We start from the raw sequence: 19,418 nt of genomic DNA, 5'->3' as shown, positions 1-19,418 counted from the left end.
GGGCATGACGAATCAGAGAATCCGAATCCGGCTGAAGGCGTTCGATCATCGTCTGATCGATCAGTCCGCGCGTGAGATCGTCGACACCGCCAAGCGCACCGGCGCTCAGGTGCGTGGTCCGGTGCCGCTGCCGTCCAAGAAAGAGCGCTTCACCGTCCTGGTTTCGCCGCACGTCAACAAGGACGCGCGCGATCAGTACGAGCTGCGCACGCACAAGCGTTTGATGGACATCGTCGATCCGACCGACAAGACCGTCGACGCCCTGATGAAACTCGATCTGGCCGCCGGTGTCGACGTCCAGATCAAGCTGAGCTGAGGACGAAATCATGTCGATCGGAGTTATCGGACGCAAAGCCGGCATGACCCGTGTCTTCACCGAGGCAGGTGAGAGCATCCCGGTCACCGTGATCGAGGTCACGCCGAACCGCGTCAGTCAGGTCAAATCCGAAGAGACCGATGGCTATCGCGCCGTCCAGGTCGCTTTCGGCCAGCGTCGCGCCTCGCGCGTCACCAAGCCGATGGCGGGTCACTACGCCAAGGCCGGTGTCGAAGCGGGTGAAGTGCTGCGCGAGTTCCGTCTGGAAGGCGAAGAAGGCAGCGACCTGCAGGTCGGTCAGGAGATCACGGTCTCCATCTTCGAGCCGGGCCAGAAGGTCGATGTGCGTGGCGTGACCAAGGGTCGCGGCTTCGCCGGCGTCATCCGCCGTCACCACTTCGCCGGTCAGGATCGCACCCACGGCAACTCGCTGTCGCACCGTGCGCCGGGTTCCATCGGTCAGAACCAGACCCCTGGGCGCGTGTGGAAGGGTAAGAAGATGGCGGGTCATCTCGGCGCCGCCAATCGTTGTCAGCAAAATCTCGAGGTCGTGCGCATCGACGCCGAACGCAACCTGCTCCTCGTCCGTGGCGGCGTGCCCGGACCGACGGGAGGGCGTCTGGTCGTGCTGCCGTCCGTGAAGCAAAAGAACAAGGGCTGAGCACTCATGGAGATCGCCATTCGAAACCACACTGGCGCGTCCAGTGTGCAGGTTTCCGACGCCGTCTTCGGCGTGGAATACAAACCAGGTCTGGTCCACCAGGTCGTGACCGCCTACATGGCCGGCGCACGTTCAGGCACCAAGGCCCAGAAGAACCGTGCAGCGGTTTCTGGTGGCGGTGCCAAGCCGTGGCGCCAGAAGGGAACCGGTCGTGCCCGTTCGGGTACCTCGCGTAGCCCGCTGTGGCGCTCGGGCGGTGTCACCTTCGCGGCCCAGCCGCGCGACTACGGCCAGAAGGTCAACCGCAAGATGTATCGCGGCGCCGTGCGCTCGATCCTGTCGGAGCTGGTGCGCACCGAGCGTCTGGTGGTCGTCTCCGAGCTGGCGCTGGAAGAGGCCAAGACCAAGGCTCTGATCGCGCTGCTCAAGAGCCATGACCTGACCGACGCACTCATCCTCACCGATGGGTTCGACGACAAGCTCTATCTGGCTGCGCGCAATCTGCCCAAGGTCGACGTGCTGTCGGCGCAAGAGGTCGATCCGGTCAGCCTGATCGCCTTCGAGACCATCCTCGCCACCGAGGCGGCGATCAAGAAGCTGGAGGAGCGGCTGGCATGAACAAAGAGCGTCTGATGAAGGTGCTGGTCGCGCCCGTGATCTCCGAGAAAGCATCGCGTCTGGCCGAGACCTGCGGCCAAGTGACCTTTCGCGTCCTGACCGACGCGACCAAGCAGGAAGTCGCCAAGGCGGTCGAGATGCTGTTCGAGGTTGAGGTCGATCGCGTCCAGATCCTCAACGTCAAGGGCAAGCAGAAGCGCTTCGGCCAGCGTCTGGGCCAGCGTCAGGACTGGCGCAAAGCCTATGTGCGCCTCAAGGCCGGCCAAGACATCGACTTCGGCGACGCCGCTTGAGCGCGGCGGCGGACAGCAACGGATAGATCAAGATGCCAATCGTAAAGACCAAACCGACGTCCGCCGGACGACGCTTCGTCGTCAAGGTGACGACACCCGATCTGCACAAGGGCGCGCCGCACGCGCCTCTGATCGACAAGCAGACCAAGCGTGGCGGGCGCAACAATCAGGGCCGTGTGTCCGTGCGTCACCAGGGCGGCGGTCACAAGCAGCGTTATCGCATCATCGACTTCAAGCGCAACCGCAAGGACGGGATTCCCGCGACCGTGGAGCGTCTGGAGTACGATCCGAACCGCTCGGCGCACATCGCGCTGCTGAAGTATGCCGACGGCGAGCGCACCTACATCATCGCGCCCAAGGGCCTGAAGGCCGGCGACTCTGTCGTCTCGGGTGAGGCCGCACCGATCGCGGTCGGCAACTGCATGCCGCTGCGCAACATCCCGGTCGGCACCCAGGTGCATTGCATCGAGATGCGTCCCGGCAAGGGCGCCCAGATCGCCCGCTCGGCCGGCGCCTCGGTGCAGCTGGTGGCGCGCGAATCCGGTACCGCGACCCTGCGTCTGCGTTCCGGTGAGATGCGTAAAGTGCACTCCGACTGCCGCGCCGTCATCGGCGAGGTGGGCAACAGCGAACACAGCCTGCGCAAGCTCGGCAAGGCCGGCGCGAGCCGCTGGCGCGGTATCCGTCCGACGGTGCGCGGCGTGGTCATGAACCCGGTCGATCACCCGCACGGCGGTGGTGAGGGCCGGACCTCCGGCGGCCGTCATCCGGTCACGCCCTGGGGTGTGCCGACCAAGGGTCACAAGACGCGCCATAACAAGCGGACCGACGGCATGATCGTGCGTCGTCGCGGTCAGAAATAGCATCAGTCGAGGTTGAGCCAGTGCCACGTTCGATTCGAAAGGGCCCGTTCGTCGATCACCACCTGATCAAGAAGGTGGAAGAGGCGGTCGCCCAAAACAGCAAGCGCCCGATCAAGACCTGGTCGCGCCGTTCCATGGTGTTGCCTGAGATGGTCGGTCTGACCATTGCCGTCCACAACGGGCGTCAACATGTGCCGGTTCTCGTCAACGAAAACATGATCGGCCACAAGCTCGGCGAGTTCGCGTTGACCCGTACCTATCGTGGTCACGCCGCCGACAAGAAAGCGAAGAAGCGCTAGTCGGAGATCGCGATGCAAGCTGTAGCCACACACAAATACGCCCGGATCTCGGCGCAGAAGGCCCGACTGGTCGCGGATCTGATTCGCGGCAAGCGTGTCGAGGAAGCCCTCAACACGCTGTCCTTCAGCCCCAAGAAGGGCGCCGACATCATCAAGAAAGTCCTGGAGTCGGCGATCGCCAACGCCGAGCACAATGAGGGCGCCGATATCGACGAACTCAAGGTTGCGGCCATCCAGGTCAACGAGGGGCCGACCATGAAGCGGATCATGCCGCGCGCCAAGGGCCGCGCCAACCGCATCATGAAACGCACCAGCCACATCACGCTGACCGTGGCCGAAGCCTAGAGGATCCAGGGGACCAGTATGGGACAGAAAGTTCATCCGAATGGTATCCGGCTTGGCATCGTCAAGGACTGGACATCCAAGTGGTATGCCAATTCCAAGGACTATGCCGATCTGCTCAACACCGATCTCCAGGTCCGCGACTTCCTGCGCAAGGAACTCGCCAAGGCCTCGGTGAGCCGCATCCAGATCGACCGTCCGGCCAAGAATGCCCACATCACCATCCACACCGCCCGTCCGGGCGTGGTGATCGGCAAGAAGGGCGAGGACATCGACAAGCTGCGCGCCAAGGTCTCGGAGATGATGGGCATTCCGGTGCACATCGCCATCGAGGAGATCCGCAAGCCGGAACTCGACGCGCAACTGGTGGCCGAGGGCATTGCTCAGCAGCTCGAACGGCGTATCATGTTCCGCCGCGCCATGAAGCGTTCGATCCAGAACACCATGCGTCTGGGCGCCGAGGGCATCAAGGTCAGCGTCGCCGGTCGTCTGAACGGGGCTGAGATCGCACGCAGCGAGTGGGCGCGTGAAGGCCGTGTGCCGCTGCACACCCTGCGTGCCGACATCGACTACGGCTTCGCCGAGGCCAAGACGACCTACGGCGTGCTCGGAGTCAAGGTCTGGATCTTCAAGGGCGAGGTTTTCGGCGACCAGCAGCCCGAGGAACCGGCGCCGAAGGCGGCCGGAAAGAAGGGTTAAGTCATGCTGCAACCGAAACGCACCAAATTCAGAAAGCAACACAAGGGCCGCAACCGCGGTCTGGCCCAGAGCGGCAACCGGGTGAGCTTCGGCGAGTTCGGTCTCAAGGCGACCGAGCGCGGTCGTCTCACCGCGCGCCAGATCGAGGCTGCCCGTCGTGCCATCTCCCGTAGCGTCAAGCGCGGCGGCAAGATCTGGATCCGGGTGTTCCCGGACAAGCCGATCTCCAAGAAGCCGCTCGAAGTGCGTATGGGTAAGGGTAAGGGTAACGTCGAGTACTGGGTCGCGCTGATCCAGCCGGGCAGCATGCTCTACGAGATCGAGGGTGTCAGCGAGGAACTCGCGCGCGAGGCCTTCAAGCTGGCCGCGGCCAAGCTGCCGGTGCAGACCACCTTTGAAAAGCGGACGATTCTGTGATGAAGGCCAACGAGCTTAGAACCAACAGCGCCCAAGAGCTTCAGACACAGTTGATGGAGCTGCTGCGCGAGCAATTCAATCTGCGCATGCAGCGGGGCACGGGTCAGTTGTCCAAGCCTTCGCGCATGAAGGCCGTGCGCCGGGACATCGCCCGGATCAAGACCATCATGGCCGAGCAGAAGGCGGGCGGGAAATCATGAGCGACGAGAACGAGATCAAGACCAACCGGACACTCGAAGGGCGCGTGACCAGCAGCGCCATGGACAAGACCATCACGGTCGTGATCGAGCGCCGTGTCAAGCACCCGCTCTATGGCAAGTTCATGCGCCGCTCGACCAAGATCCATGCGCATGACGAGACCAACAGCTGTAACGTCGGCGATCTGGTGCGGGTCGAGCAGTGCCGTCCGCTCTCCAAGACCAAGACCTGGCGTCTGATCGAGATCCTCGAAAAGGCGCGCTGAGCGGCATTTGCCAGTCTCGCGTACTTCCGGCCCGGCGCTTGCGGCGCGGCCGGCGCGGTCATTTCGCGGAGCCATCGGTCCATTCCCGGATCAGCAACGAGCTTTTTAGGTAAAAGACAATGATTCAGATGCAGACCAATCTGAGCGTCGCCGACAACAGCGGCGCCAAGAGCGTGATGTGCATCAAGGTGCTCGGCGGGTCGCATCGTCGCTACGCGGGCATCGGCGATGTCATCAAGGTCACCGTCAAGGACGCCATCCCACGCGGTAAGGTCAAGAAGGGCGATGTCTACAACGCGGTCGTCGTGCGCACCCGTCATGGCGTGCGTCGCCCCGACGGTTCGCTGATCCGTTTCGACGGCAACGCCGCCGTGCTCTTGAACAACCAGCTTCAACCCATCGGCACCCGTATCTTCGGGCCTGTCACGCGCGAGCTGCGCGGCGAGCGTTTCATGAAGATCATCTCGCTGGCGCCGGAAGTGCTCTGAGGAGACGATAGTCATGAGAAAGATCAAGAAGGGCGATGACGTCATGGTCATCGCCGGCAAGGACAAGGGCAAGCGCGGCACGGTGCTCAAGGTGATCGACGAGAACCACGTCGTCGTCGAGAACATCAACATCGCCCGCAAGCACCAGAAAGGCAATCCGCAGGCCGGCGTGCCGGGCGGAATCGTCGACAAGGCGATGCCGATCCACGTCTCCAACGTCGGGCTCTACAACCCGATCAAGGGCAGTGCCGACCGCGTCGGCTTCAAGACCCTGGAAGACGGCCGCAAGGTGCGTGTGTTCAAGTCCAACGACGAAGTCGTCGACGTCTGACCGGGTGAAGCGAGATGTCCAGATTACAGACTGAATACAAAGAGCGCATCGTGCCTCAGCTCAAGGAGCGCTTCAGCTACCAGAGCGTGATGCAGGTGCCGAAGATCGAGAAGATCACGCTCAACATGGGCGTGGGCGAGGCCGTGGCCGACAAGAAAGTCATGGACAACGCCGTCGCCGATCTGCGCGCCATCGCCGGTCAGCAGCCGATCGTGACCTACGCCCGCAAGTCGGTCGCCGGGTTCAAGATCCGCGAAGGCTGGCCGATCGGCTGCAAGGTCACGCTGCGTCGCGAGCGCATGTACGAGTTCCTCGATCGCCTGATCAGTATCTCGATCCCGCGTATCCGCGACTTCCGTGGCCTGAGCGCCAAGTCGTTCGACGGTCGCGGCAACTATTCGATGGGCGTGCGCGAACAGATCATGTTCCCCGAGATCGATTACGATAAGATCGACGCGCTGCGCGGACTCGACATCACCATCACGACCACGGCGCGGACGGACGAAGAAGGCCGTGCCCTGCTCGAAGCCTTCAACTTCCCCTTCCGGACCTAAGGTAATCGCATGGCGAAGAAGAGTATGATTGCGCGCGATCGCAAGCGCACCGAGACCGCCGCCCGCTTCAGTGCCAAGCGCGCGGCCCTCAAGGCGGTGATCAATGATCGCAACGCCACGCCCGAGCAGATCGACGAGGCGACGCTGAAGTTGCAGAAGCTGCCGCGCGACGCCGGCCCGACGCGCCAGCAGCGTCGCTGCCGCGTCAGCGGTCGTCCGCACGCGGTCTATCGCAAGTTCGGTCTGTCGCGCAACAAGCTGCGCGAGGCCGTGATGCGCGGGGACGTCCCCGGCGTCGTCAAGGCGAGCTGGTAAGCTCAGCCACACGTTTTTCAACCTACCGGGTATCGCGTCGCAACGACGGCCTGACCCACGGAGAAGCCAATGAGTATGTCGGATCCGATTGCGGATATGCTGACACGCATCCGCAACGGCCAGCAGCGCGGTAAGATCACGATCGTGATGCCGTCCTCCAAGCAGAAGGTCGCGATCGCGAACCTGCTGAAGGAAGAAGGCTACATCGCCGACGCCATGGTCGAGGCCAAGAGCGGCAAGCCCGAGCTGGTCATCAAGCTCAAGTACTATCGCGGCAAGCCCGTGATCGAGTTCCTCAAGCGCGTCTCGCGCCCCGGACTGCGCATCTATCGCGGCAAAGACGAGCTGCCCAAGGTCTGGGCCGGGCTCGGCATCGCCATCGTCTCCACCTCCAAGGGTCTGATGACCGACCGCGCGGCCCGTCAGGCCGGACACGGCGGCGAGATCATCGCCTACGTCGCTTAAGGGGAGACTACGATGTCACGTGTTGCAAAAGCTCCCATCAAGCTGCCCAAGGGCGTCACCGTCGAGATCAGCGGTCAGGACGTCAAGGTCAAGGGTCCGAAGGGCGCCCTGGACTGGTGTGTCCATCCGACCGTTCGCGTCTGCGAAGAGAACGGCGAGATCCGGGTCGCGCCCGCCGAGGGCCAGACCGAAGCCTGGGCCATGGCCGGCACCACCCGTGCGCTGCTCAACAACATGGTCACGGGCTGCGGCGCCGGCTTCACGCGCAAGCTGACCCTGGTCGGCGTCGGTTATCGCGCGCAGGCCAAGGGCGACGTGCTCAACCTCAGCCTGGGCTTCTCACATCCGGTCGACTATCCGGTGCCCAAGGGCATCACGATCGAGACCCCCAGTCAGACCGAGATCCTGGTGTCGGGCGCCGACAAGCAGCAGGTCGGTCAGGTCGCCTCCGAGATCCGGGCTTATCGTCCGCCGGAGCCGTACAAGGGCAAGGGTGTTCGTTACGCGGACGAGAACGTCCTGCGTAAGGAAGCCAAGAAGAAATAAGGGGTCTCAACGATGGACAAGAAACAGGCTCGCCTGCGTCGTGCGACGCGGGCCCGCGCCAAGATTCGCGAGCTTGGCGTCTACCGGCTGTGCGTGCATCGCACGCCGCGCCACACCTATGCCCAGATCATCGCGCCCGGCGAGACCGGCGACCGCGTGCTCGCCAGCGCCTCGACCGTCGAGAAGGCTCTGGCCGAGCAGATCACGGGCAACAAGGCCAACATCGCCGCCGCCACCGTCATCGGCAAGGCGATCGCCGAGCGCGCCCTGGCCGCTGGTGTCGAGACAGTCGCCTTCGACCGTTCCGGCTTCCGTTATCACGGCCGTCTCAAGGCGCTGGCGGATGCCGCGCGTGAAGGCGGGTTGAAATTCTAGGGGAGCGAGCAATGGCAAACTTCAATCCAAAAGTGGAAGGCGACGATCTCCTCGAAAAGCTGGTGGCGGTCAACCGTGTTGCCAAGGTGGTCAAGGGTGGCCGTCAGTTCGGTTTCGCCGCCCTGACCGTGGTCGGCGACGGCAAGGGCCGGGTCGGCTTCGGTCGCGGCAAGGCGCGTGAGGTGCCGATCGCGATCCAGAAGGCGATGGAGAACGCGCGCAAGAACATGGTCGAGGTCAAGCTCAACGGTTCGACCCTGCAATATCCCTTGCAGGGCAAGCACGGCGCGGCCAAGGTCTTCATGCAGCCGGCCTCCGAGGGTACCGGCATCATCGCCGGCGGCGCCATGCGTGCCGTGTTCGAGGTGCTGGGCGTGCAGAACGTGCTCGCCAAGTGCATCGGCACCAACAACCCGATCAACGTCGTGCGCGCCACCGTCAATGGTCTGCGCGCCATGAGCGATCCGGCGACCGTTGCCGCCAAGCGCGGCAAGAGCGTCGAAGAGATCCTGGGGTAAGCGATGTCCGACAAGAAAATGATGAAGGTCAAGCTGGTGCGCAGCGTGCACGGACGCCTCAAGCGTCATCAGGCCTGCGTGCGCGGTCTGGGTCTGCGTCGCATGCACCAGGTCGTCGAGGTCGAGGATACGCCCTGTACGCGCGGCATGGTCAACACCGTGCAGTACATGGTCAAGGTCGTGGAGGAAGCCTGAGATGAAACTCAATGATCTGCGGCCCGATCCGGGCAGCCGTCCCTCCGCCAAGCGCGTCGGTCGCGGTATCGGCAGCGGCCTGGGCAAGACCTGCGGGCGCGGCCACAAGGGCCAGAAGGCCCGTGCCGGCGGTTTCCACAAGGTCGGCTTCGAGGGCGGTCAGATGCCCTTGCAGCGTCGTCTGCCCAAGGTCGGCTTCCGTTCGCGCAAGTCGCTGGAGAAGGACGAGGTGCGTCTGACCGAGCTGAATCTGGTCGAGGGCGATGTCGTCGACCTGGAGACGCTCAGAGCAGCCGGCCTGCTCAATCGCGTCGTCAAGAGCGCCAAGATCATCGCCTCCGGCGAGGTCACGCGCGCCCTGACCATCCGTGGTCTGGGCGTGACCAAAGGCGCGCGCGCCGCGATCGAGGCCGCCGGCGGCAAGATCGAAGACTAACCCAAGGGTTTGAGACGGATGGCTAAAAACGCTGGATCCATGGCTGGGGCGCTCGGTGGAATGGGGCAGTTGACCGAGTTGCGTCGACGTCTGATGTTCCTGTTGGGGGCCTTGCTCGTCTATCGCATCGGTACCTTCATCCCGGTTCCTGGTGTGAATCCGGAGGCGCTGGCCATCCTCTTCGATCAGAATCAGGGCTCCATCCTGGACATGTTCAACATGTTCTCGGGCGGCGCTCTGGAGCGCGCGAGTCTGTTCGCACTCGGCGTCATGCCCTACATCTCCGCCTCCATCATCGTGCAGTTGATGACGGCGGTGGTGCCTCAGCTCGAACAGCTGAAGAAAGAGGGCGAGGCCGGGCGGCGCAAGATCACCCAGTACACCCGCTACGGCACGGTGTTCCTGGCGACCTTCCAGGCCATCGGCATCTCGATGGCGCTGCAAGGGCAGACGGCCGGCGGCTCGGCATTGGTGGTCCACTCGGGCGTGGGTTTTGTGTTCACGGCGGCCGTGTCGCTGGTGACGGGCACCATGTTCCTGATGTGGCTCGGCGAGCAGATCACCGAGCGTGGCATCGGCAACGGCATCTCGATGATCATCTTCGCCGGTATCGTCGCCGGTCTGCCGGCGGCGCTCGGCGGCACGCTGGAGCTGGCGCGCACGGGTGAGATGAACGCACTGGCCGTCCTGGCGCTGTTCGCCATGGCGCTGGCCGTGACCGCCTTCGTGGTCTTCGTCGAGCGCGGTCAGCGGCGCATCACGGTGAACTATGCACGCCGCCAGCAGGGGCGCAAGATGATGCAGGCGCAGAGCACCCATCTGCCGCTCAAGCTGAACATGGCCGGTGTGATTCCGCCGATCTTCGCCTCCAGCATCATCCTGTTTCCGGGCACGCTCGGGCAGTGGTTCGGCAGCAACGAGGATCTGCGCTGGATCGCGGACATCACCTCCAAGCTGTCGCCCGGTGAACCGGTCTATGTGCTGCTCTACGCCTCGGCGATCATCTTCTTCTGTTTCTTCTATACCGCGTTGGTCTTCAACGCGAAGGAAACGGCGGACAACCTCAAGCGGTCGGGGGCCTTCATTCCGGGCATCCGTCCGGGCGAGCAGACGGCCCGGTACATCGACGGCGTCATGACCCGGCTGACCGCCGCCGGCGCGATCTATATCACCGCCGTCTGTCTGCTGCCGGAGTTCCTGATCGTCGGCTACAACGTGCCCTTCTATTTCGGCGGCACCTCGCTGCTGATCGTGGTGGTCGTGGTCATGGACTTCATGGCCCAGGTGCAGGCGCATCTGATGTCGCACCAGTACGAAGGGCTGATGAAGAAGGCCAATCTGAAGGCACCGGGCGGCGGACTGCTGCGCTGAGGCCGTCAACAAATCTGGTAGACCGCGTCCAGCGCGGCGACCGTCCGGAGTCGCTCTCGGACGGTCGGTTCATTGCAAACACCGCCTGTCGTACTTGGACGCGGTTTGGGAGAGAAAAACATGAAAGTGCGTGCATCCGTCAAAAAGCTGTGCAGAAACTGCCGAATCATTCGGCGCAATGGTTCGGTGCGTGTGATCTGTTCCGATCCGCGTCACAAGCAGCGCCAGGGTTGATCGATCCTTGGTTGACCTGAACAAACTGTTTGATATACTGCGCGGTTTACCCGCTGAGCATTTAGGACTAAGGGGTTCGTAAACATGGCCCGTATCGCCGGCGTCAACATCCCAGATAAAAAACACGCTGTGATCGCGCTGACCGCGATCTACGGCATCGGTCGCACCCGCGCGGGCCTGATTTGCGATGCAGCGGGTATCGCGCGCACCACCAAGGTGCAGAGCCTCACGGAAGAAGAAGTCGACAAGCTGCGCAATGAGGTCGCGAAGTTCACGGTCGAGGGCGATCTGCGGCGCGAGGTGTCGATGAACATCAAGCGGCTGATGGATCTCGGCTGCTACCGGGGCATCCGTCACCGTCGCGGGCTGCCGCTGCGTGGTCAGCGCACCCGTACCAACGCCCGGACCCGCAAGGGACCGCGTCGCCCGATCAAACGCTAAGCGCCTCGCGCTCGGCCAGATGAGCTGGATTACGTCGAATGGCTAAACCGATTCGCAACACGAAGAAGAAGGTCAAGAAGCAGGTCGCGGACGGGATCGCCCACGTCCACGCCTCCTTCAACAACACCATCATCACCATCACCGACCGGCAGGGCAACGCCCTGGCCTGGGCAACCTCCGGCGGCTCGGGCTTCCGCGGCTCGCGCAAGAGCACGCCCTTCGCCGCGCAGGTCGCCGCCGACAAGGCCGGCCAGGCCGCGAAGGAATACGGTCTGCGTAACCTGGATGTCAACGTCAAGGGGCCGGGACCGGGACGCGAGTCCGCCGTGCGCGCGCTCAACAATGCCGGATTCAAGATCACCAGCATCACCGACGTGACGCCCATCCCGCACAACGGCTGCCGCCCGCCCAAGAAGCGGCGCGTCTGACGGCCCGACAGTTCAACAGGAAGACATATGGCACGTTATACAGGCCCGACCTGCAAGCTGGCGCGGCGCGAGGGTGTAGACCTTTCGCTCAAGAGCCGCGCGCGTTCGCTCGATACCAAGTGCAAGCTGGAGAAGCAGCCCGGTCAGACGACCGATCGTCGCCGCCGCCTCTCCGACTACGGCGTGCAGCTGCGCGAGAAGCAGAAGGTGCGTCGCATCTACGGTGTGCTCGAGAAGCAGTTCCGCAACTACTACAAGAAGGCCGCCCAGTCCAAGGGCGCGACCGGCGAGAACCTGCTGCAGATCCTCGAACGCCGGCTCGACAACGTCGTCTACCGGATGGGCTTCGGGTCCACGCGCGCCGAGGCGCGCCAGCTCGTCAGCCACAAGGGCATCCTGGTCAACGGTCGTATCGTCAACATTCCTTCCTATCAGGTCGGCGCCGACGATCACATCGAAGTCCGCGAGGCGGCCAAGAAGCAGGTGCGCGTGCAGAACGCCATGGCCCTGGCCGAGCAGTACGGCTTTCCGGATTGGGTCGAGGTCGACAGCAAGGGTCTGAAGGGCGTGTTCAAGCGCATCCCGGACCGTTCGGATCTGCCGGCCGACATCAACGAATCTCTGATCGTCGAGCTGTACTCCAAGTAAGGAGCTCCCTGAGAGGCACTGAATGACTGACGCTATTGGCGAATTTCTCAAGCCGCGCATCGTCAAGGTCGAGGAGGTCGACGGCAACCCGTGTCATTCACGGGTCTCGCTGGAGCCGCTCGAACGCGGTTTCGGCCACACGCTCGGCAACGCGCTGCGGCGAATCCTGTTGTCGTCGATGGACGGGTACGCCGTAACGGAAGTCGAGATCCAGGGCGTGCTGCACGAGTACACCACGCTGGAGGGTGTGCAGGAGGACGTGCTCGAAATCCTGCTCAACCTCAAGCAGATCGCCATCGTGCTGCATGGCAAGGATGAGGCGATCTTCGCGCTGAGCAAGCGCGGTCCGGGACCGGTGACGGCGGGCGACATCGCCATCGATCACACGGCCGAGATCACCAACCCCGAGTTGGTGATCGCCAACCTGACGGCCGACACCGAGCTGAGCATGACCCTGACCGTGCGTCGCGGTCGCGGCTATGAGCCGGCGAGTCAGCGCGAGATGGAGGGCGGCGAGGATCGGCCGATCGGCAAGCTGCCGATCGACGCCTCCTTCAGCCCGGTGCGGCGCGTGGCCATCGAGGTGCAGTCGGCGCGTGTCGAACAGCGTACCGACCTCGACCGGCTGGTGATCGATCTGGAGACCAACGGCACCATCGATCCGAAGGAGACCATCCAGCGCGCGGCCACCATCCTGCGCGATCAGTTGTCGAGCTTCGTGGCGCTGGAAGGCACGGTGCCGGCCGAGACCCAGGTCCAGGAGACGCGCGACGAGTCGCCCTATGATCCGATCCTGCTGCGTCCGGTCGACGACCTGGAGCTGACGGTGCGTTCGGCCAACTGTCTCAAGGCCGAAAACATCTATCTGATCGGCGACCTGATCCAGCGCACCGAGGTCGAGCTGCTCAAGACGCCCAACCTGGGCAAGAAGTCGCTCACCGAGATCAAGGACGTGCTGGCCACGCGCGGGCTGTCATTGGGCATGCGTCTCGAGAACTGGCCGCCCGAGAACATCGCCGAACTCAGTATTCGCTAAGGCCGGCGTGCGGATCCGGCATCAGGATCCGCACCGGCCGACCCACGCCATCTAACGATTTAACGATTATTTCGGGATCAGGACCATGCGTCACCGCAAAGCCGGAAGGCAACTGAATCGCACCAGCTCGCACCGCGAGGCCATGTTCCGCAACATGGCTTCCTCGCTCTTCCGTCACGAGCTGATCAAGACCACACTGCCCAAGGCCAAGGAACTGCGTCGCGTCGCCGAGCCCTTGATCACCCTGGCCAAGACCGACTCGGTTCACACGCGCCGTCTGGCGTTCTCGCGTCTGCGCGACAAGGAAGCGGTCGGCAAGCTGTTCGTCGAACTGGGTCCGCGTTATCAGGGCCGTCCGGGTGGTTATCTGCGTATCCTCAAGTGCGGCTATCGTCGCAGCGACGCCGCGCCCATGGCCTATGTCGAGCTGGTCGATCGTCCGGCGACGGCGGTGGCGGTCGAGGACGACGAGGATTGAAGTGCATCCTGTCTGGAGTAGGGGACTCTGTGGGATGAGTCGATCCGATTCCAGGACGCCTTAAAAAGCCGGGCTTGTGCTCGGCTTTTTTGTGTCTGCTCAAAACGCCGCCGGCTTCGATCTTTCGATCCAGGGAGACCTGATCCATGTCTGCTCAGCCTGCTATCGAGCGCATTCTGCTCGCCACGGACTTTGGCGCGAATCTTTATGTTGGGCAGATGCATGCGCGTCTGCATGCGCTCGTGCCCGGTGTCCCATGCATGAGTCTCATGCAGGATCTGCCGCCTTTCAGACCGGATCTGGCGGCTTATCTGCTCCCGGCGCTGTTGCGCGATCTGCCGCGCGATTCGCTCTTGCTCTGTGTCGTCGATCCTGGGGTTGGGGGTGAGCGTGCCGGATTGCTGGTCCGGGCCGATGGTCACTGGTTGATCGGGCCGGACAATGGGTTGTTTGCGCTTGTGGCGCGACGTGCCGGTGATGGGGCTGTGTGGCGGATCGGTTGGCAACCGGAGCGGATGTCGGCGAGCTTTCATGGACGCGACTGGTTCGCACCGGCCGCCGCGCGACTGGTTCTGGGTGAGGATCTGGAGTTGATGCCACTGGCGCCGGCCGACCTGATCGGCGCCGACTGGCCGGACGAGCGCGCGACCATCGTCTATGTCGACCATTTCGGCAATCTGATGACGGGCATGCGTGCGTCCAGCGTCGTTGCCGAGGCCGTGTTGCGGGTTCGGGGACAGCCGTTGCCCCGTGCCCGGACCTTCTGCGAGGTCGAGCCGGGGCAGGCGTTCTGGTATGAGAACGCCCTGGGTTTGATCGAGATCGCGGTCAATCAGGGGCGTGCCGATCGACAGCTTGCGCTGGGTGTGGGCGATTCGGTCGAGTTTGGCTGATGGGGTAGGGCTTGACGCTCTCTCGCCCCTGACCAAGTAGAGCAGACGGTTTTGCAGTGAGAGAGCACAGCCTTCGGAGGGCTGTACTCTGCTCGAAACCTCTCAATCCGCGTCCGGTTTGGCATCCTCGCGTGCGCGCCGTGTCAGCGGCGCATGACCCGCCTCTTGCGCCTTGAGGCTCGTAGGTACGCGCCGCTTGCCGATGTTCTTGCGGTCGCGCAGACGCTCCTTCTTGCGTGGTTTCTCTTCCGCAGCGGCTGCGGCCTTGCGCTTGCCGCTCGTCGCCGCCGGCTTGCTCGGTTTCTTACGCTTGGTCGGCCCCTTGAAGTTGGACTTGAGTCCCTCGATCTCGCGCGGCTCGAAGGTCAGATTGAGATAGCGCGCGATGCTCTCCATCCGGTTCCATTCGGGCGGACCGACCAGCGAGATGGCCACGCCCGCCTCACCCGCGCGTCCGGTGCGTCCGGTACGATGCAGATAGTCGTCCCCCCGGCGCGGCAGGTCGAAATTGAACACCCGCTGCACGCCCGGCACATCGAGGCCGCGCGCCGCCAGATCGGTCGCGATGAGCGTATTCACACGCCCACTGTGCAACAGGCCCATGACGCGGTTGCGCTCGCGCTGATCCAGTTCGCCATGCAGCACGGCGACCCGCTGCTGCTGTCCCTGGAGGAAGTTGCCCAGTGCCACGGCACCCTCGCGGGTGTTGGTGAAGATCAGCGCTTTTTCGTAGGTCTCGTTGCGCAACAGCCAGAGCAACTGCTGTTGCTTGTGTTCCAGTCCATCACTCAGGAACATCCAATGCGCGATGTCCGGATGCTGTTGACGGACCGGATCGACATCGACCCGCTGCGGATCGCGCAGCAGACGCTCGGTGATCCGACTCAGACCGCGCTGTTCGAGCGTCGCCGAGAACAGCAGCGACTGGCGCTCGGGACGGCTGTAACGGATGATCGCCAGCACGTCGTCGGCAAAGCCCATGTCGAGCATCCGGTCGGCCTCGTCGAGCACCAGGAACTCCAGGTCGCTCAGATCCGCCTGACCCGTCTCCAGGAATTCGAGCAGACGTCCAGGCGTGGACACCAGGATCTCGGGATTCTTGCGCAGGGTGGCGATCTGATGGGCTTTGGACTCGCCGCCGGTGATGACGCCGCTGGTCAGGCGCGTATAGCTGCCCAAGCGCATGAAATGGATATGGATCTGACGCGCCAGTTCGCGGGTCGGCACCAGGATCAGGGCGCGGGTGCTGCCGTCGTGGCGTGGCACGTCGATGAAGCGCTGCATGATCGGCAGCAGGAAGGCCGCCGTCTTGCCCGAGCCGGTGGCCGCCGAGACCAGCAGGTCGACGCCGTCCATCGCCAGCGGGATCACCTGAGCCTGGACCGGGGTCGGAGTCGTATAGCCTTCGTTGGCCAAACCACGCATGAGCGCGTCGGGAAGGAGGAATTCAGAGAAGTGTGTGTTCATGGGATGAAACATACCATCAAAGCGGCGGTCGGCGTGCGAAATCCTGCACGATGGTGGTGACACGGCGGTGCTTTGTGATTATACTGCCCGACTCTTAAGGCTGAGTGGCAGAGTGGTTATGCAGCGGCCTGCAAAGCCGTGTACCTCGGTTCGATTCCGGGCTCAGCCTCCAAATACCCGTCTCAAGCAGTTCCAAGACATCCCGAAGCCCGCCTAAGTGCGGGTTTTTTCTTGTCTATTGGTTCCGTAACGTCTCATGGTGTCCATTGACATCGCGGAAAAAGTAGGGGCAAGATCCGGGGCAACCGCCCGACCGCCAAAGGAGTTGCCCCACGATGCCCCTGACAGACGCCAAGATCCGCAACGCCAAGCCCGGCGAGAAGCCCATCAAGCTCTTCGACGAGCGTGGCCTGTACCTGGAAGTGGCCCCGTCCGGGGGCAAGTGGTGGCGCTTCAAGTACCAGTTCGAGGGCAAGGACCGGCGAATCTCGCTGGGGGTCTATCCCGAGATCGGTCTGAAGGAGGCACGCGACCGACGCGACGAGGCCCGGAAGCTGCTCGCCGACGGCATCGACCCGAGCGCGCACCGCAAGGCGACCAAGGCCGCCCGTGCTCAGGCCAACGCCAACAGCTTCGAGGTGGTCGCGCGCGAGTGGCTGGGTAAGCAAACGCAATGGACCCCGGAGCACGCCGAGCGCACCGCCCGACGCCTGGAGGCCCACGTCTTCCCCTGGCTCGGCACGCGCCCGGTTGGCTCCATCACCCCACCTGAGCTGCTCGCCGTCCTGCGTCGTGTCGAGTCGCGCGGGATTCTCGACACCGCGCACCGCACCTTGCAGAACTGCGGGGCGGTCTTCCGCTATGCCGTGGCCACAGGTCGAGCCGAGCGCGACCCGTCCGGCGATCTCAAGGGCGCCCTGCCACCGGCCAAGGGCGGTCACTTCGCCGCTGTCATAGACCCCTCCCGCGTGGCGGAGCTGCTGCGCATGATCGACGGCTATCAGGGCACGCCGGCCGTCACTGCGGCTCTACGGCTCGCTCCGCTGGTCTTCGTTCGCCCTGGCGAGCTACGCCAAGCCCGATGGGCTGATATCGATCTGGACGCCGCCGAATGGCGTTACACCGTAACGAAGACCAAGACCCCGCATATCGTCCCGCTCTCAACCCAGGCCGTGGCCATCCTGCGCGAGCTGGAGCCGATCACCAGTCGATCGGCCTATGTCTTCCCATCGGCTCGGAGTGCCGATCGTCCGATGTCGGATAATGCCATCCTGGCCGCGCTACGGCGGCTGGGCATCCCGAAGGATGAGATGAGCGGGCACGGCTTCCGCGCGATGGCCCGGACGATCCTTGATGAGGTGCTGGGCTTCCGGCCCGACTTCATCGAACACCAGTTGGCCCATGCGGTACGCGATACGAATGGCCGCGCCTACAACCGGACTTCGCACCTGGAGGCCCGGCGCCTGATGATGCAAGGCTGGGCTGATTACCTGGACGGCATCAAGCAGGGGGCGAAGGTGATACCGCTCAAGCGCACGGCCTGACCCCCAGACAGCAACAGGCCCCAAGGCGATCCCCACCGCCTTGAGGCCCTGACCATCACTCACTGAAGAGGCCCGATCCGTGATGGCTGAAGATAAGACTACCACACCATGCAGGGATCGAGAGTCGCTGGCGCTGGGCATAAAGGCGGCTATCGTCGATCGCCTGTACGCCCGGCGCGATGAATTGACGGAGCTGGAAACCGACGATGCAGGGGGCGCGATTTTTCGCCTGTACCAGATTCCGCTTTTCATCTGCCTAGGAAATCATGAGGCGAATACACCTGGAAGCCATGACTGCATTAACCATTGGACGGATGAACTTACGCACGGAATTATCGGCGGTGAACTGTCAGTCAGAAACGCGGCCAGTCGCTTACGTTATCGATCGGTCGATCAAATAACGCCAGACGGCACAGTGTCCGAGCCTGAGCTTGTCCAGTGGGCGCTTGATTATCATGACGTGCACCTGAAGCGCGAGCCGACATGGATCGAAGAAATCGGCGCGCTTTTACGTCTACTTTCAGCCATGCCAGATCGCCCGGACAATCCGAAGCCAGATCGCCCTGTAATGCGCGATAACACACTGATCAAGGTCATTGCCGCCATGCTCAGCCTGTGGCCCGGAGGCCGGTCAAAATGGCCGTCTGGGAAAGAGCTTGAAGAATCCGCGCAAAGGAGCGGAATCACCGTCTCTGATGATTCAATCCGTAAAGCCATCGCCTTGGCTGATGATGAGATGAGGCACGCTTCGCCTAAATAGGCGCGTCATCCGCCTATTTAGGCCACGCCTGTTTGTGTCTCTCGTAACGTCCTTGCATCTTAAACGGCAGTGAGGACGACACATGCAATCCCCCGCACAGCACGCCACCCCGCCGCGCGTGGCCCGTATGCCAGAAGTCACCGAGCGGACGGGGCTTTCACGCGGATCGATCTACCGCCTGATGTCTGCCGGCCGCTTTCCGAGATCCATCAAGCTCGGAGAGCGCGCGATCGGCTGGCGCGAGTCAGACCTGAACGCCTGGCTCGAATCGCGCCAGCACGCCGCTTGAGGTGTCGGCATGGAGGACACCCACCCAACGCCCGATGCCGGTCTGGCCGCCGAGGCCGTCGGCGTGCTCGCTCTCGCGTCCGTCGCCCTGGAGCGCGACGAGCTGACCGACACCGGCCAGCACACCGAACGCCTGGAGGCCCTGGAGCGTGATCTTGAGCGCCTGTCACTGTCCATATGGCAGGGCCGCCCCGTGCGACGGAGCACGCCACCCAGCGCCCCACCGCCGCCCTGGCTGTCCCAGCCGTCCGGCTGCATCGGTTTGGCAAGCGTGCTGGTCGAACTCTTCGCCCTCGAAGCCATCGGCCCGGAGACCCGGCGCGATCAGAAGCGCCTGGCCGTCCTGGAGCGCGACCGCCGCCGCCTGTCATCCCTGATCCGCGCCGAGTTGGGCAAGCGCGACCGCATCAACCGCCGCCGTGTGCTGATCCGGCCGCGCACCAAACCCCGTCCGCTGCCCCCGGCACCCGCCGTGGCGTGAAGGATCGACACATGGGAACCGATTGCAATCGGCGTGCGAAGCCGGGCTGTTGCGCCCCGGAAAAGAAAAAGCCCGCTGAGGGGCGCATCCTCAGCGGGCTTGCAATGATTTCGGAAGCTGGCGTAGAGTGTTTCGCGGACGACCCGCTTTTGCCG

At 63.5% G+C, this 19,418-nt stretch carries 34 protein-coding genes and 1 tRNA gene; 34 read left to right on the top strand and 1 reads right to left on the bottom strand.

The window, feature by feature from the left end; all coding sequences use genetic code 11:
* The first annotated feature begins 4 nt into the window (after window positions 1–4).
* The 29 genes from rpsJ to HW932_RS19650 all read left to right on the top strand — a co-directional run bounded on the left by rpsJ (window position 5) and on the right by HW932_RS19650 (window position 14,723).
* A complete protein-coding gene (gene rpsJ, locus HW932_RS19790) occupies window positions 5–316 on the top strand; it encodes a 30S ribosomal protein S10 (protein WP_007040450.1) in 312 nt (103 codons plus the stop codon).
* Window positions 317–326: 10 nt separating this feature from the next.
* Window positions 327–977, top strand: a complete 651-nt coding sequence (gene rplC, locus HW932_RS19785; RefSeq protein WP_176978183.1) for a 50S ribosomal protein L3 — start codon at window positions 327–329, stop codon at window positions 975–977.
* Between the two features lie 6 nt (window positions 978–983).
* Window positions 984–1,595 (top strand): 50S ribosomal protein L4, encoded by a 612-nt coding sequence (gene rplD / locus HW932_RS19780; protein WP_176978182.1) that lies wholly within the window; start codon window positions 984–986, stop codon window positions 1,593–1,595.
* On the top strand, window positions 1,592–1,888 hold the full coding sequence (gene rplW, locus HW932_RS19775) for a 50S ribosomal protein L23 (protein WP_176978181.1): 297 nt from the start codon (window positions 1,592–1,594) through the stop codon (window positions 1,886–1,888). Before rplD ends, rplW begins: the two co-directional genes overlap by 4 nt.
* A gap of 32 nt (window positions 1,889–1,920) precedes the next feature.
* Window positions 1,921–2,751: a 50S ribosomal protein L2 gene (gene rplB / locus HW932_RS19770; protein ID WP_176978180.1), complete on the top strand. Its 831-nt coding sequence runs from the start codon at window positions 1,921–1,923 to the stop codon at window positions 2,749–2,751.
* Window positions 2,752–2,771: 20 nt separating this feature from the next.
* On the top strand, window positions 2,772–3,050 hold the full coding sequence (rpsS, locus tag HW932_RS19765; RefSeq protein WP_012971548.1) for a 30S ribosomal protein S19: 279 nt from the start codon (window positions 2,772–2,774) through the stop codon (window positions 3,048–3,050).
* A 12-nt stretch (window positions 3,051–3,062) separates the two neighbouring features.
* On the top strand, window positions 3,063–3,395 hold the full coding sequence (gene rplV / locus HW932_RS19760; RefSeq protein ID WP_012971547.1) for a 50S ribosomal protein L22: 333 nt from the start codon (window positions 3,063–3,065) through the stop codon (window positions 3,393–3,395).
* Window positions 3,396–3,413: 18 nt separating this feature from the next.
* Entirely contained in the window at window positions 3,414–4,091 is a 678-nt protein-coding gene (rpsC, locus tag HW932_RS19755; protein ID WP_176978179.1) for a 30S ribosomal protein S3, read from the top strand.
* Window positions 4,092–4,094: 3 nt separating this feature from the next.
* On the top strand, window positions 4,095–4,508 hold the full coding sequence (gene rplP / locus HW932_RS19750; RefSeq protein WP_176978178.1) for a 50S ribosomal protein L16: 414 nt from the start codon (window positions 4,095–4,097) through the stop codon (window positions 4,506–4,508).
* Window positions 4,508–4,708 (top strand): 50S ribosomal protein L29, encoded by a 201-nt coding sequence (rpmC, locus tag HW932_RS19745; protein ID WP_012971544.1) that lies wholly within the window; start codon window positions 4,508–4,510, stop codon window positions 4,706–4,708. The genes rplP and rpmC overlap by 1 nt, the downstream gene beginning before the upstream one ends.
* Window positions 4,705–4,971 carry a 30S ribosomal protein S17 gene (rpsQ, locus tag HW932_RS19740; protein WP_176978177.1) on the top strand — a complete coding sequence of 89 codons (267 nt, stop codon included), beginning with the start codon at window positions 4,705–4,707 and terminating at the stop codon, window positions 4,969–4,971. The genes rpmC and rpsQ overlap by 4 nt, the downstream gene beginning before the upstream one ends.
* Window positions 4,972–5,090: 119 nt before the next feature.
* Window positions 5,091–5,459: a 50S ribosomal protein L14 gene (gene rplN, locus HW932_RS19735; protein ID WP_012971542.1), complete on the top strand. Its 369-nt coding sequence runs from the start codon at window positions 5,091–5,093 to the stop codon at window positions 5,457–5,459.
* Between the two features lie 13 nt (window positions 5,460–5,472).
* Window positions 5,473–5,790 carry a 50S ribosomal protein L24 gene (gene rplX / locus HW932_RS19730; RefSeq protein ID WP_176978176.1) on the top strand — a complete coding sequence of 106 codons (318 nt, stop codon included), beginning with the start codon at window positions 5,473–5,475 and terminating at the stop codon, window positions 5,788–5,790.
* A 14-nt stretch (window positions 5,791–5,804) separates the two neighbouring features.
* Entirely contained in the window at window positions 5,805–6,344 is a 540-nt protein-coding gene (rplE, locus tag HW932_RS19725; RefSeq protein WP_176978175.1) for a 50S ribosomal protein L5, read from the top strand.
* A gap of 9 nt (window positions 6,345–6,353) precedes the next feature.
* Window positions 6,354–6,659: a 30S ribosomal protein S14 gene (rpsN, locus tag HW932_RS19720; protein ID WP_176978174.1), complete on the top strand. Its 306-nt coding sequence runs from the start codon at window positions 6,354–6,356 to the stop codon at window positions 6,657–6,659.
* Between the two features lie 69 nt (window positions 6,660–6,728).
* A complete protein-coding gene (gene rpsH, locus HW932_RS19715; protein WP_176978173.1) occupies window positions 6,729–7,124 on the top strand; it encodes a 30S ribosomal protein S8 in 396 nt (131 codons plus the stop codon).
* 12 nt (window positions 7,125–7,136) lie between these two features.
* Entirely contained in the window at window positions 7,137–7,670 is a 534-nt protein-coding gene (rplF, locus tag HW932_RS19710; protein ID WP_012971537.1) for a 50S ribosomal protein L6, read from the top strand.
* Window positions 7,671–7,682: 12 nt separating this feature from the next.
* On the top strand, window positions 7,683–8,045 hold the full coding sequence (rplR, locus tag HW932_RS19705) for a 50S ribosomal protein L18 (protein WP_176978172.1): 363 nt from the start codon (window positions 7,683–7,685) through the stop codon (window positions 8,043–8,045).
* Between the two features lie 11 nt (window positions 8,046–8,056).
* Window positions 8,057–8,563: a 30S ribosomal protein S5 gene (gene rpsE / locus HW932_RS19700; RefSeq protein WP_176978171.1), complete on the top strand. Its 507-nt coding sequence runs from the start codon at window positions 8,057–8,059 to the stop codon at window positions 8,561–8,563.
* Window positions 8,564–8,566: 3 nt separating this feature from the next.
* On the top strand, window positions 8,567–8,758 hold the full coding sequence (gene rpmD, locus HW932_RS19695) for a 50S ribosomal protein L30 (RefSeq protein ID WP_176978170.1): 192 nt from the start codon (window positions 8,567–8,569) through the stop codon (window positions 8,756–8,758).
* A gap of 1 nt (window position 8,759) precedes the next feature.
* The gene (gene rplO / locus HW932_RS19690) at window positions 8,760–9,194 is read left to right on the top strand and encodes a 50S ribosomal protein L15 (protein WP_176978169.1); all 435 of its coding nucleotides are present in this window, start codon (window positions 8,760–8,762) and stop codon (window positions 9,192–9,194) included.
* Between the two features lie 18 nt (window positions 9,195–9,212).
* Window positions 9,213–10,565, top strand: coding sequence for a preprotein translocase subunit SecY (gene secY / locus HW932_RS19685; protein ID WP_176978168.1), 1,353 nt, complete (start codon window positions 9,213–9,215; stop codon window positions 10,563–10,565).
* 120 nt (window positions 10,566–10,685) lie between these two features.
* The gene (rpmJ, locus tag HW932_RS19680; protein WP_012971531.1) at window positions 10,686–10,799 is read left to right on the top strand and encodes a 50S ribosomal protein L36; all 114 of its coding nucleotides are present in this window, start codon (window positions 10,686–10,688) and stop codon (window positions 10,797–10,799) included.
* 84 nt (window positions 10,800–10,883) lie between these two features.
* Window positions 10,884–11,240, top strand: a complete 357-nt coding sequence (gene rpsM / locus HW932_RS19675; RefSeq protein ID WP_091332204.1) for a 30S ribosomal protein S13 — start codon at window positions 10,884–10,886, stop codon at window positions 11,238–11,240.
* A 38-nt stretch (window positions 11,241–11,278) separates the two neighbouring features.
* The gene (gene rpsK / locus HW932_RS19670; protein ID WP_176978167.1) at window positions 11,279–11,668 is read left to right on the top strand and encodes a 30S ribosomal protein S11; all 390 of its coding nucleotides are present in this window, start codon (window positions 11,279–11,281) and stop codon (window positions 11,666–11,668) included.
* 27 nt (window positions 11,669–11,695) lie between these two features.
* The gene (gene rpsD, locus HW932_RS19665) at window positions 11,696–12,316 is read left to right on the top strand and encodes a 30S ribosomal protein S4 (RefSeq protein WP_176978166.1); all 621 of its coding nucleotides are present in this window, start codon (window positions 11,696–11,698) and stop codon (window positions 12,314–12,316) included.
* Between the two features lie 22 nt (window positions 12,317–12,338).
* On the top strand, window positions 12,339–13,352 hold the full coding sequence (locus tag HW932_RS19660) for a DNA-directed RNA polymerase subunit alpha (protein ID WP_176978165.1): 1,014 nt from the start codon (window positions 12,339–12,341) through the stop codon (window positions 13,350–13,352).
* An 85-nt stretch (window positions 13,353–13,437) separates the two neighbouring features.
* On the top strand, window positions 13,438–13,830 hold the full coding sequence (rplQ, locus tag HW932_RS19655; RefSeq protein ID WP_176978164.1) for a 50S ribosomal protein L17: 393 nt from the start codon (window positions 13,438–13,440) through the stop codon (window positions 13,828–13,830).
* A gap of 146 nt (window positions 13,831–13,976) precedes the next feature.
* Window positions 13,977–14,723: an SAM hydrolase/SAM-dependent halogenase family protein gene (locus HW932_RS19650; RefSeq protein WP_176978163.1), complete on the top strand. Its 747-nt coding sequence runs from the start codon at window positions 13,977–13,979 to the stop codon at window positions 14,721–14,723.
* A 102-nt stretch (window positions 14,724–14,825) separates the two neighbouring features.
* On the opposite strand, the gene HW932_RS19645 is transcribed toward HW932_RS19650, so the two are convergent.
* Complete coding sequence (locus tag HW932_RS19645; protein WP_176978162.1) at window positions 14,826–16,190, bottom strand: DEAD/DEAH box helicase; 1,365 nt, start codon at window positions 16,188–16,190, stop codon at window positions 14,826–14,828.
* 98 nt (window positions 16,191–16,288) lie between these two features.
* Between HW932_RS19645 and HW932_RS19640 the strand changes: the two genes are divergently transcribed.
* From HW932_RS19640 to HW932_RS19620, 5 genes are all read left to right on the top strand, one after another.
* Window positions 16,289–16,362, top strand: a tRNA-Cys gene (locus HW932_RS19640).
* A 163-nt stretch (window positions 16,363–16,525) separates the two neighbouring features.
* The gene (locus tag HW932_RS19635) at window positions 16,526–17,734 is read left to right on the top strand and encodes a tyrosine-type recombinase/integrase (protein ID WP_176978161.1); all 1,209 of its coding nucleotides are present in this window, start codon (window positions 16,526–16,528) and stop codon (window positions 17,732–17,734) included.
* An 82-nt stretch (window positions 17,735–17,816) separates the two neighbouring features.
* Window positions 17,817–18,494: a hypothetical protein gene (locus HW932_RS19630; protein ID WP_176978160.1), complete on the top strand. Its 678-nt coding sequence runs from the start codon at window positions 17,817–17,819 to the stop codon at window positions 18,492–18,494.
* A gap of 82 nt (window positions 18,495–18,576) precedes the next feature.
* Window positions 18,577–18,783 (top strand): helix-turn-helix transcriptional regulator, encoded by a 207-nt coding sequence (locus HW932_RS19625; protein ID WP_176978159.1) that lies wholly within the window; start codon window positions 18,577–18,579, stop codon window positions 18,781–18,783.
* Between the two features lie 9 nt (window positions 18,784–18,792).
* A complete protein-coding gene (locus HW932_RS19620; RefSeq protein ID WP_176978158.1) occupies window positions 18,793–19,263 on the top strand; it encodes a hypothetical protein in 471 nt (156 codons plus the stop codon).
* Window positions 19,264–19,418 lie beyond the last annotated feature (155 nt).

The organism is Allochromatium humboldtianum, assembly GCF_013385175.1.
Lineage (GTDB): Bacteria > Pseudomonadota > Gammaproteobacteria > Chromatiales > Chromatiaceae > Thermochromatium > Thermochromatium humboldtianum.
Note: the sequence above shows the minus strand (reverse complement) of the source record. Positions and strands in the feature narration are given on the sequence as shown.

Coding starts and splice junctions, on each gene's coding strand:
- rpsJ (WP_007040450.1), top strand. CDS start 5: ATGACGAATCAGAGAATCCGAATCCGGCTGAAGGCGTTCGATCATCGT.
- rplC (WP_176978183.1), top strand. CDS start 327: ATGTCGATCGGAGTTATCGGACGCAAAGCCGGCATGACCCGTGTCTTC.
- rplD (WP_176978182.1), top strand. CDS start 984: ATGGAGATCGCCATTCGAAACCACACTGGCGCGTCCAGTGTGCAGGTT.
- rplW (WP_176978181.1), top strand. CDS start 1,592: ATGAACAAAGAGCGTCTGATGAAGGTGCTGGTCGCGCCCGTGATCTCC.
- rplB (WP_176978180.1), top strand. CDS start 1,921: ATGCCAATCGTAAAGACCAAACCGACGTCCGCCGGACGACGCTTCGTC.
- rplV (WP_012971547.1), top strand. CDS start 3,063: ATGCAAGCTGTAGCCACACACAAATACGCCCGGATCTCGGCGCAGAAG.
- rpsC (WP_176978179.1), top strand. CDS start 3,414: ATGGGACAGAAAGTTCATCCGAATGGTATCCGGCTTGGCATCGTCAAG.
- rplP (WP_176978178.1), top strand. CDS start 4,095: ATGCTGCAACCGAAACGCACCAAATTCAGAAAGCAACACAAGGGCCGC.
- rpmC (WP_012971544.1), top strand. CDS start 4,508: ATGAAGGCCAACGAGCTTAGAACCAACAGCGCCCAAGAGCTTCAGACA.
- rpsQ (WP_176978177.1), top strand. CDS start 4,705: ATGAGCGACGAGAACGAGATCAAGACCAACCGGACACTCGAAGGGCGC.
- rplN (WP_012971542.1), top strand. CDS start 5,091: ATGATTCAGATGCAGACCAATCTGAGCGTCGCCGACAACAGCGGCGCC.
- rplX (WP_176978176.1), top strand. CDS start 5,473: ATGAGAAAGATCAAGAAGGGCGATGACGTCATGGTCATCGCCGGCAAG.
- rplE (WP_176978175.1), top strand. CDS start 5,805: ATGTCCAGATTACAGACTGAATACAAAGAGCGCATCGTGCCTCAGCTC.
- rpsN (WP_176978174.1), top strand. CDS start 6,354: ATGGCGAAGAAGAGTATGATTGCGCGCGATCGCAAGCGCACCGAGACC.
- rpsH (WP_176978173.1), top strand. CDS start 6,729: ATGAGTATGTCGGATCCGATTGCGGATATGCTGACACGCATCCGCAAC.
- rplF (WP_012971537.1), top strand. CDS start 7,137: ATGTCACGTGTTGCAAAAGCTCCCATCAAGCTGCCCAAGGGCGTCACC.
- rplR (WP_176978172.1), top strand. CDS start 7,683: ATGGACAAGAAACAGGCTCGCCTGCGTCGTGCGACGCGGGCCCGCGCC.
- rpsE (WP_176978171.1), top strand. CDS start 8,057: ATGGCAAACTTCAATCCAAAAGTGGAAGGCGACGATCTCCTCGAAAAG.
- rpmD (WP_176978170.1), top strand. CDS start 8,567: ATGTCCGACAAGAAAATGATGAAGGTCAAGCTGGTGCGCAGCGTGCAC.
- rplO (WP_176978169.1), top strand. CDS start 8,760: ATGAAACTCAATGATCTGCGGCCCGATCCGGGCAGCCGTCCCTCCGCC.
- secY (WP_176978168.1), top strand. CDS start 9,213: ATGGCTAAAAACGCTGGATCCATGGCTGGGGCGCTCGGTGGAATGGGG.
- rpmJ (WP_012971531.1), top strand. CDS start 10,686: ATGAAAGTGCGTGCATCCGTCAAAAAGCTGTGCAGAAACTGCCGAATC.
- rpsM (WP_091332204.1), top strand. CDS start 10,884: ATGGCCCGTATCGCCGGCGTCAACATCCCAGATAAAAAACACGCTGTG.
- rpsK (WP_176978167.1), top strand. CDS start 11,279: ATGGCTAAACCGATTCGCAACACGAAGAAGAAGGTCAAGAAGCAGGTC.
- rpsD (WP_176978166.1), top strand. CDS start 11,696: ATGGCACGTTATACAGGCCCGACCTGCAAGCTGGCGCGGCGCGAGGGT.
- HW932_RS19660 (WP_176978165.1), top strand. CDS start 12,339: ATGACTGACGCTATTGGCGAATTTCTCAAGCCGCGCATCGTCAAGGTC.
- rplQ (WP_176978164.1), top strand. CDS start 13,438: ATGCGTCACCGCAAAGCCGGAAGGCAACTGAATCGCACCAGCTCGCAC.
- HW932_RS19650 (WP_176978163.1), top strand. CDS start 13,977: ATGTCTGCTCAGCCTGCTATCGAGCGCATTCTGCTCGCCACGGACTTT.
- HW932_RS19645 (WP_176978162.1), bottom strand. CDS start 16,190: ATGAACACACACTTCTCTGAATTCCTCCTTCCCGACGCGCTCATGCGT.
- HW932_RS19635 (WP_176978161.1), top strand. CDS start 16,526: ATGCCCCTGACAGACGCCAAGATCCGCAACGCCAAGCCCGGCGAGAAG.
- HW932_RS19630 (WP_176978160.1), top strand. CDS start 17,817: ATGGCTGAAGATAAGACTACCACACCATGCAGGGATCGAGAGTCGCTG.
- HW932_RS19625 (WP_176978159.1), top strand. CDS start 18,577: ATGCAATCCCCCGCACAGCACGCCACCCCGCCGCGCGTGGCCCGTATG.
- HW932_RS19620 (WP_176978158.1), top strand. CDS start 18,793: ATGGAGGACACCCACCCAACGCCCGATGCCGGTCTGGCCGCCGAGGCC.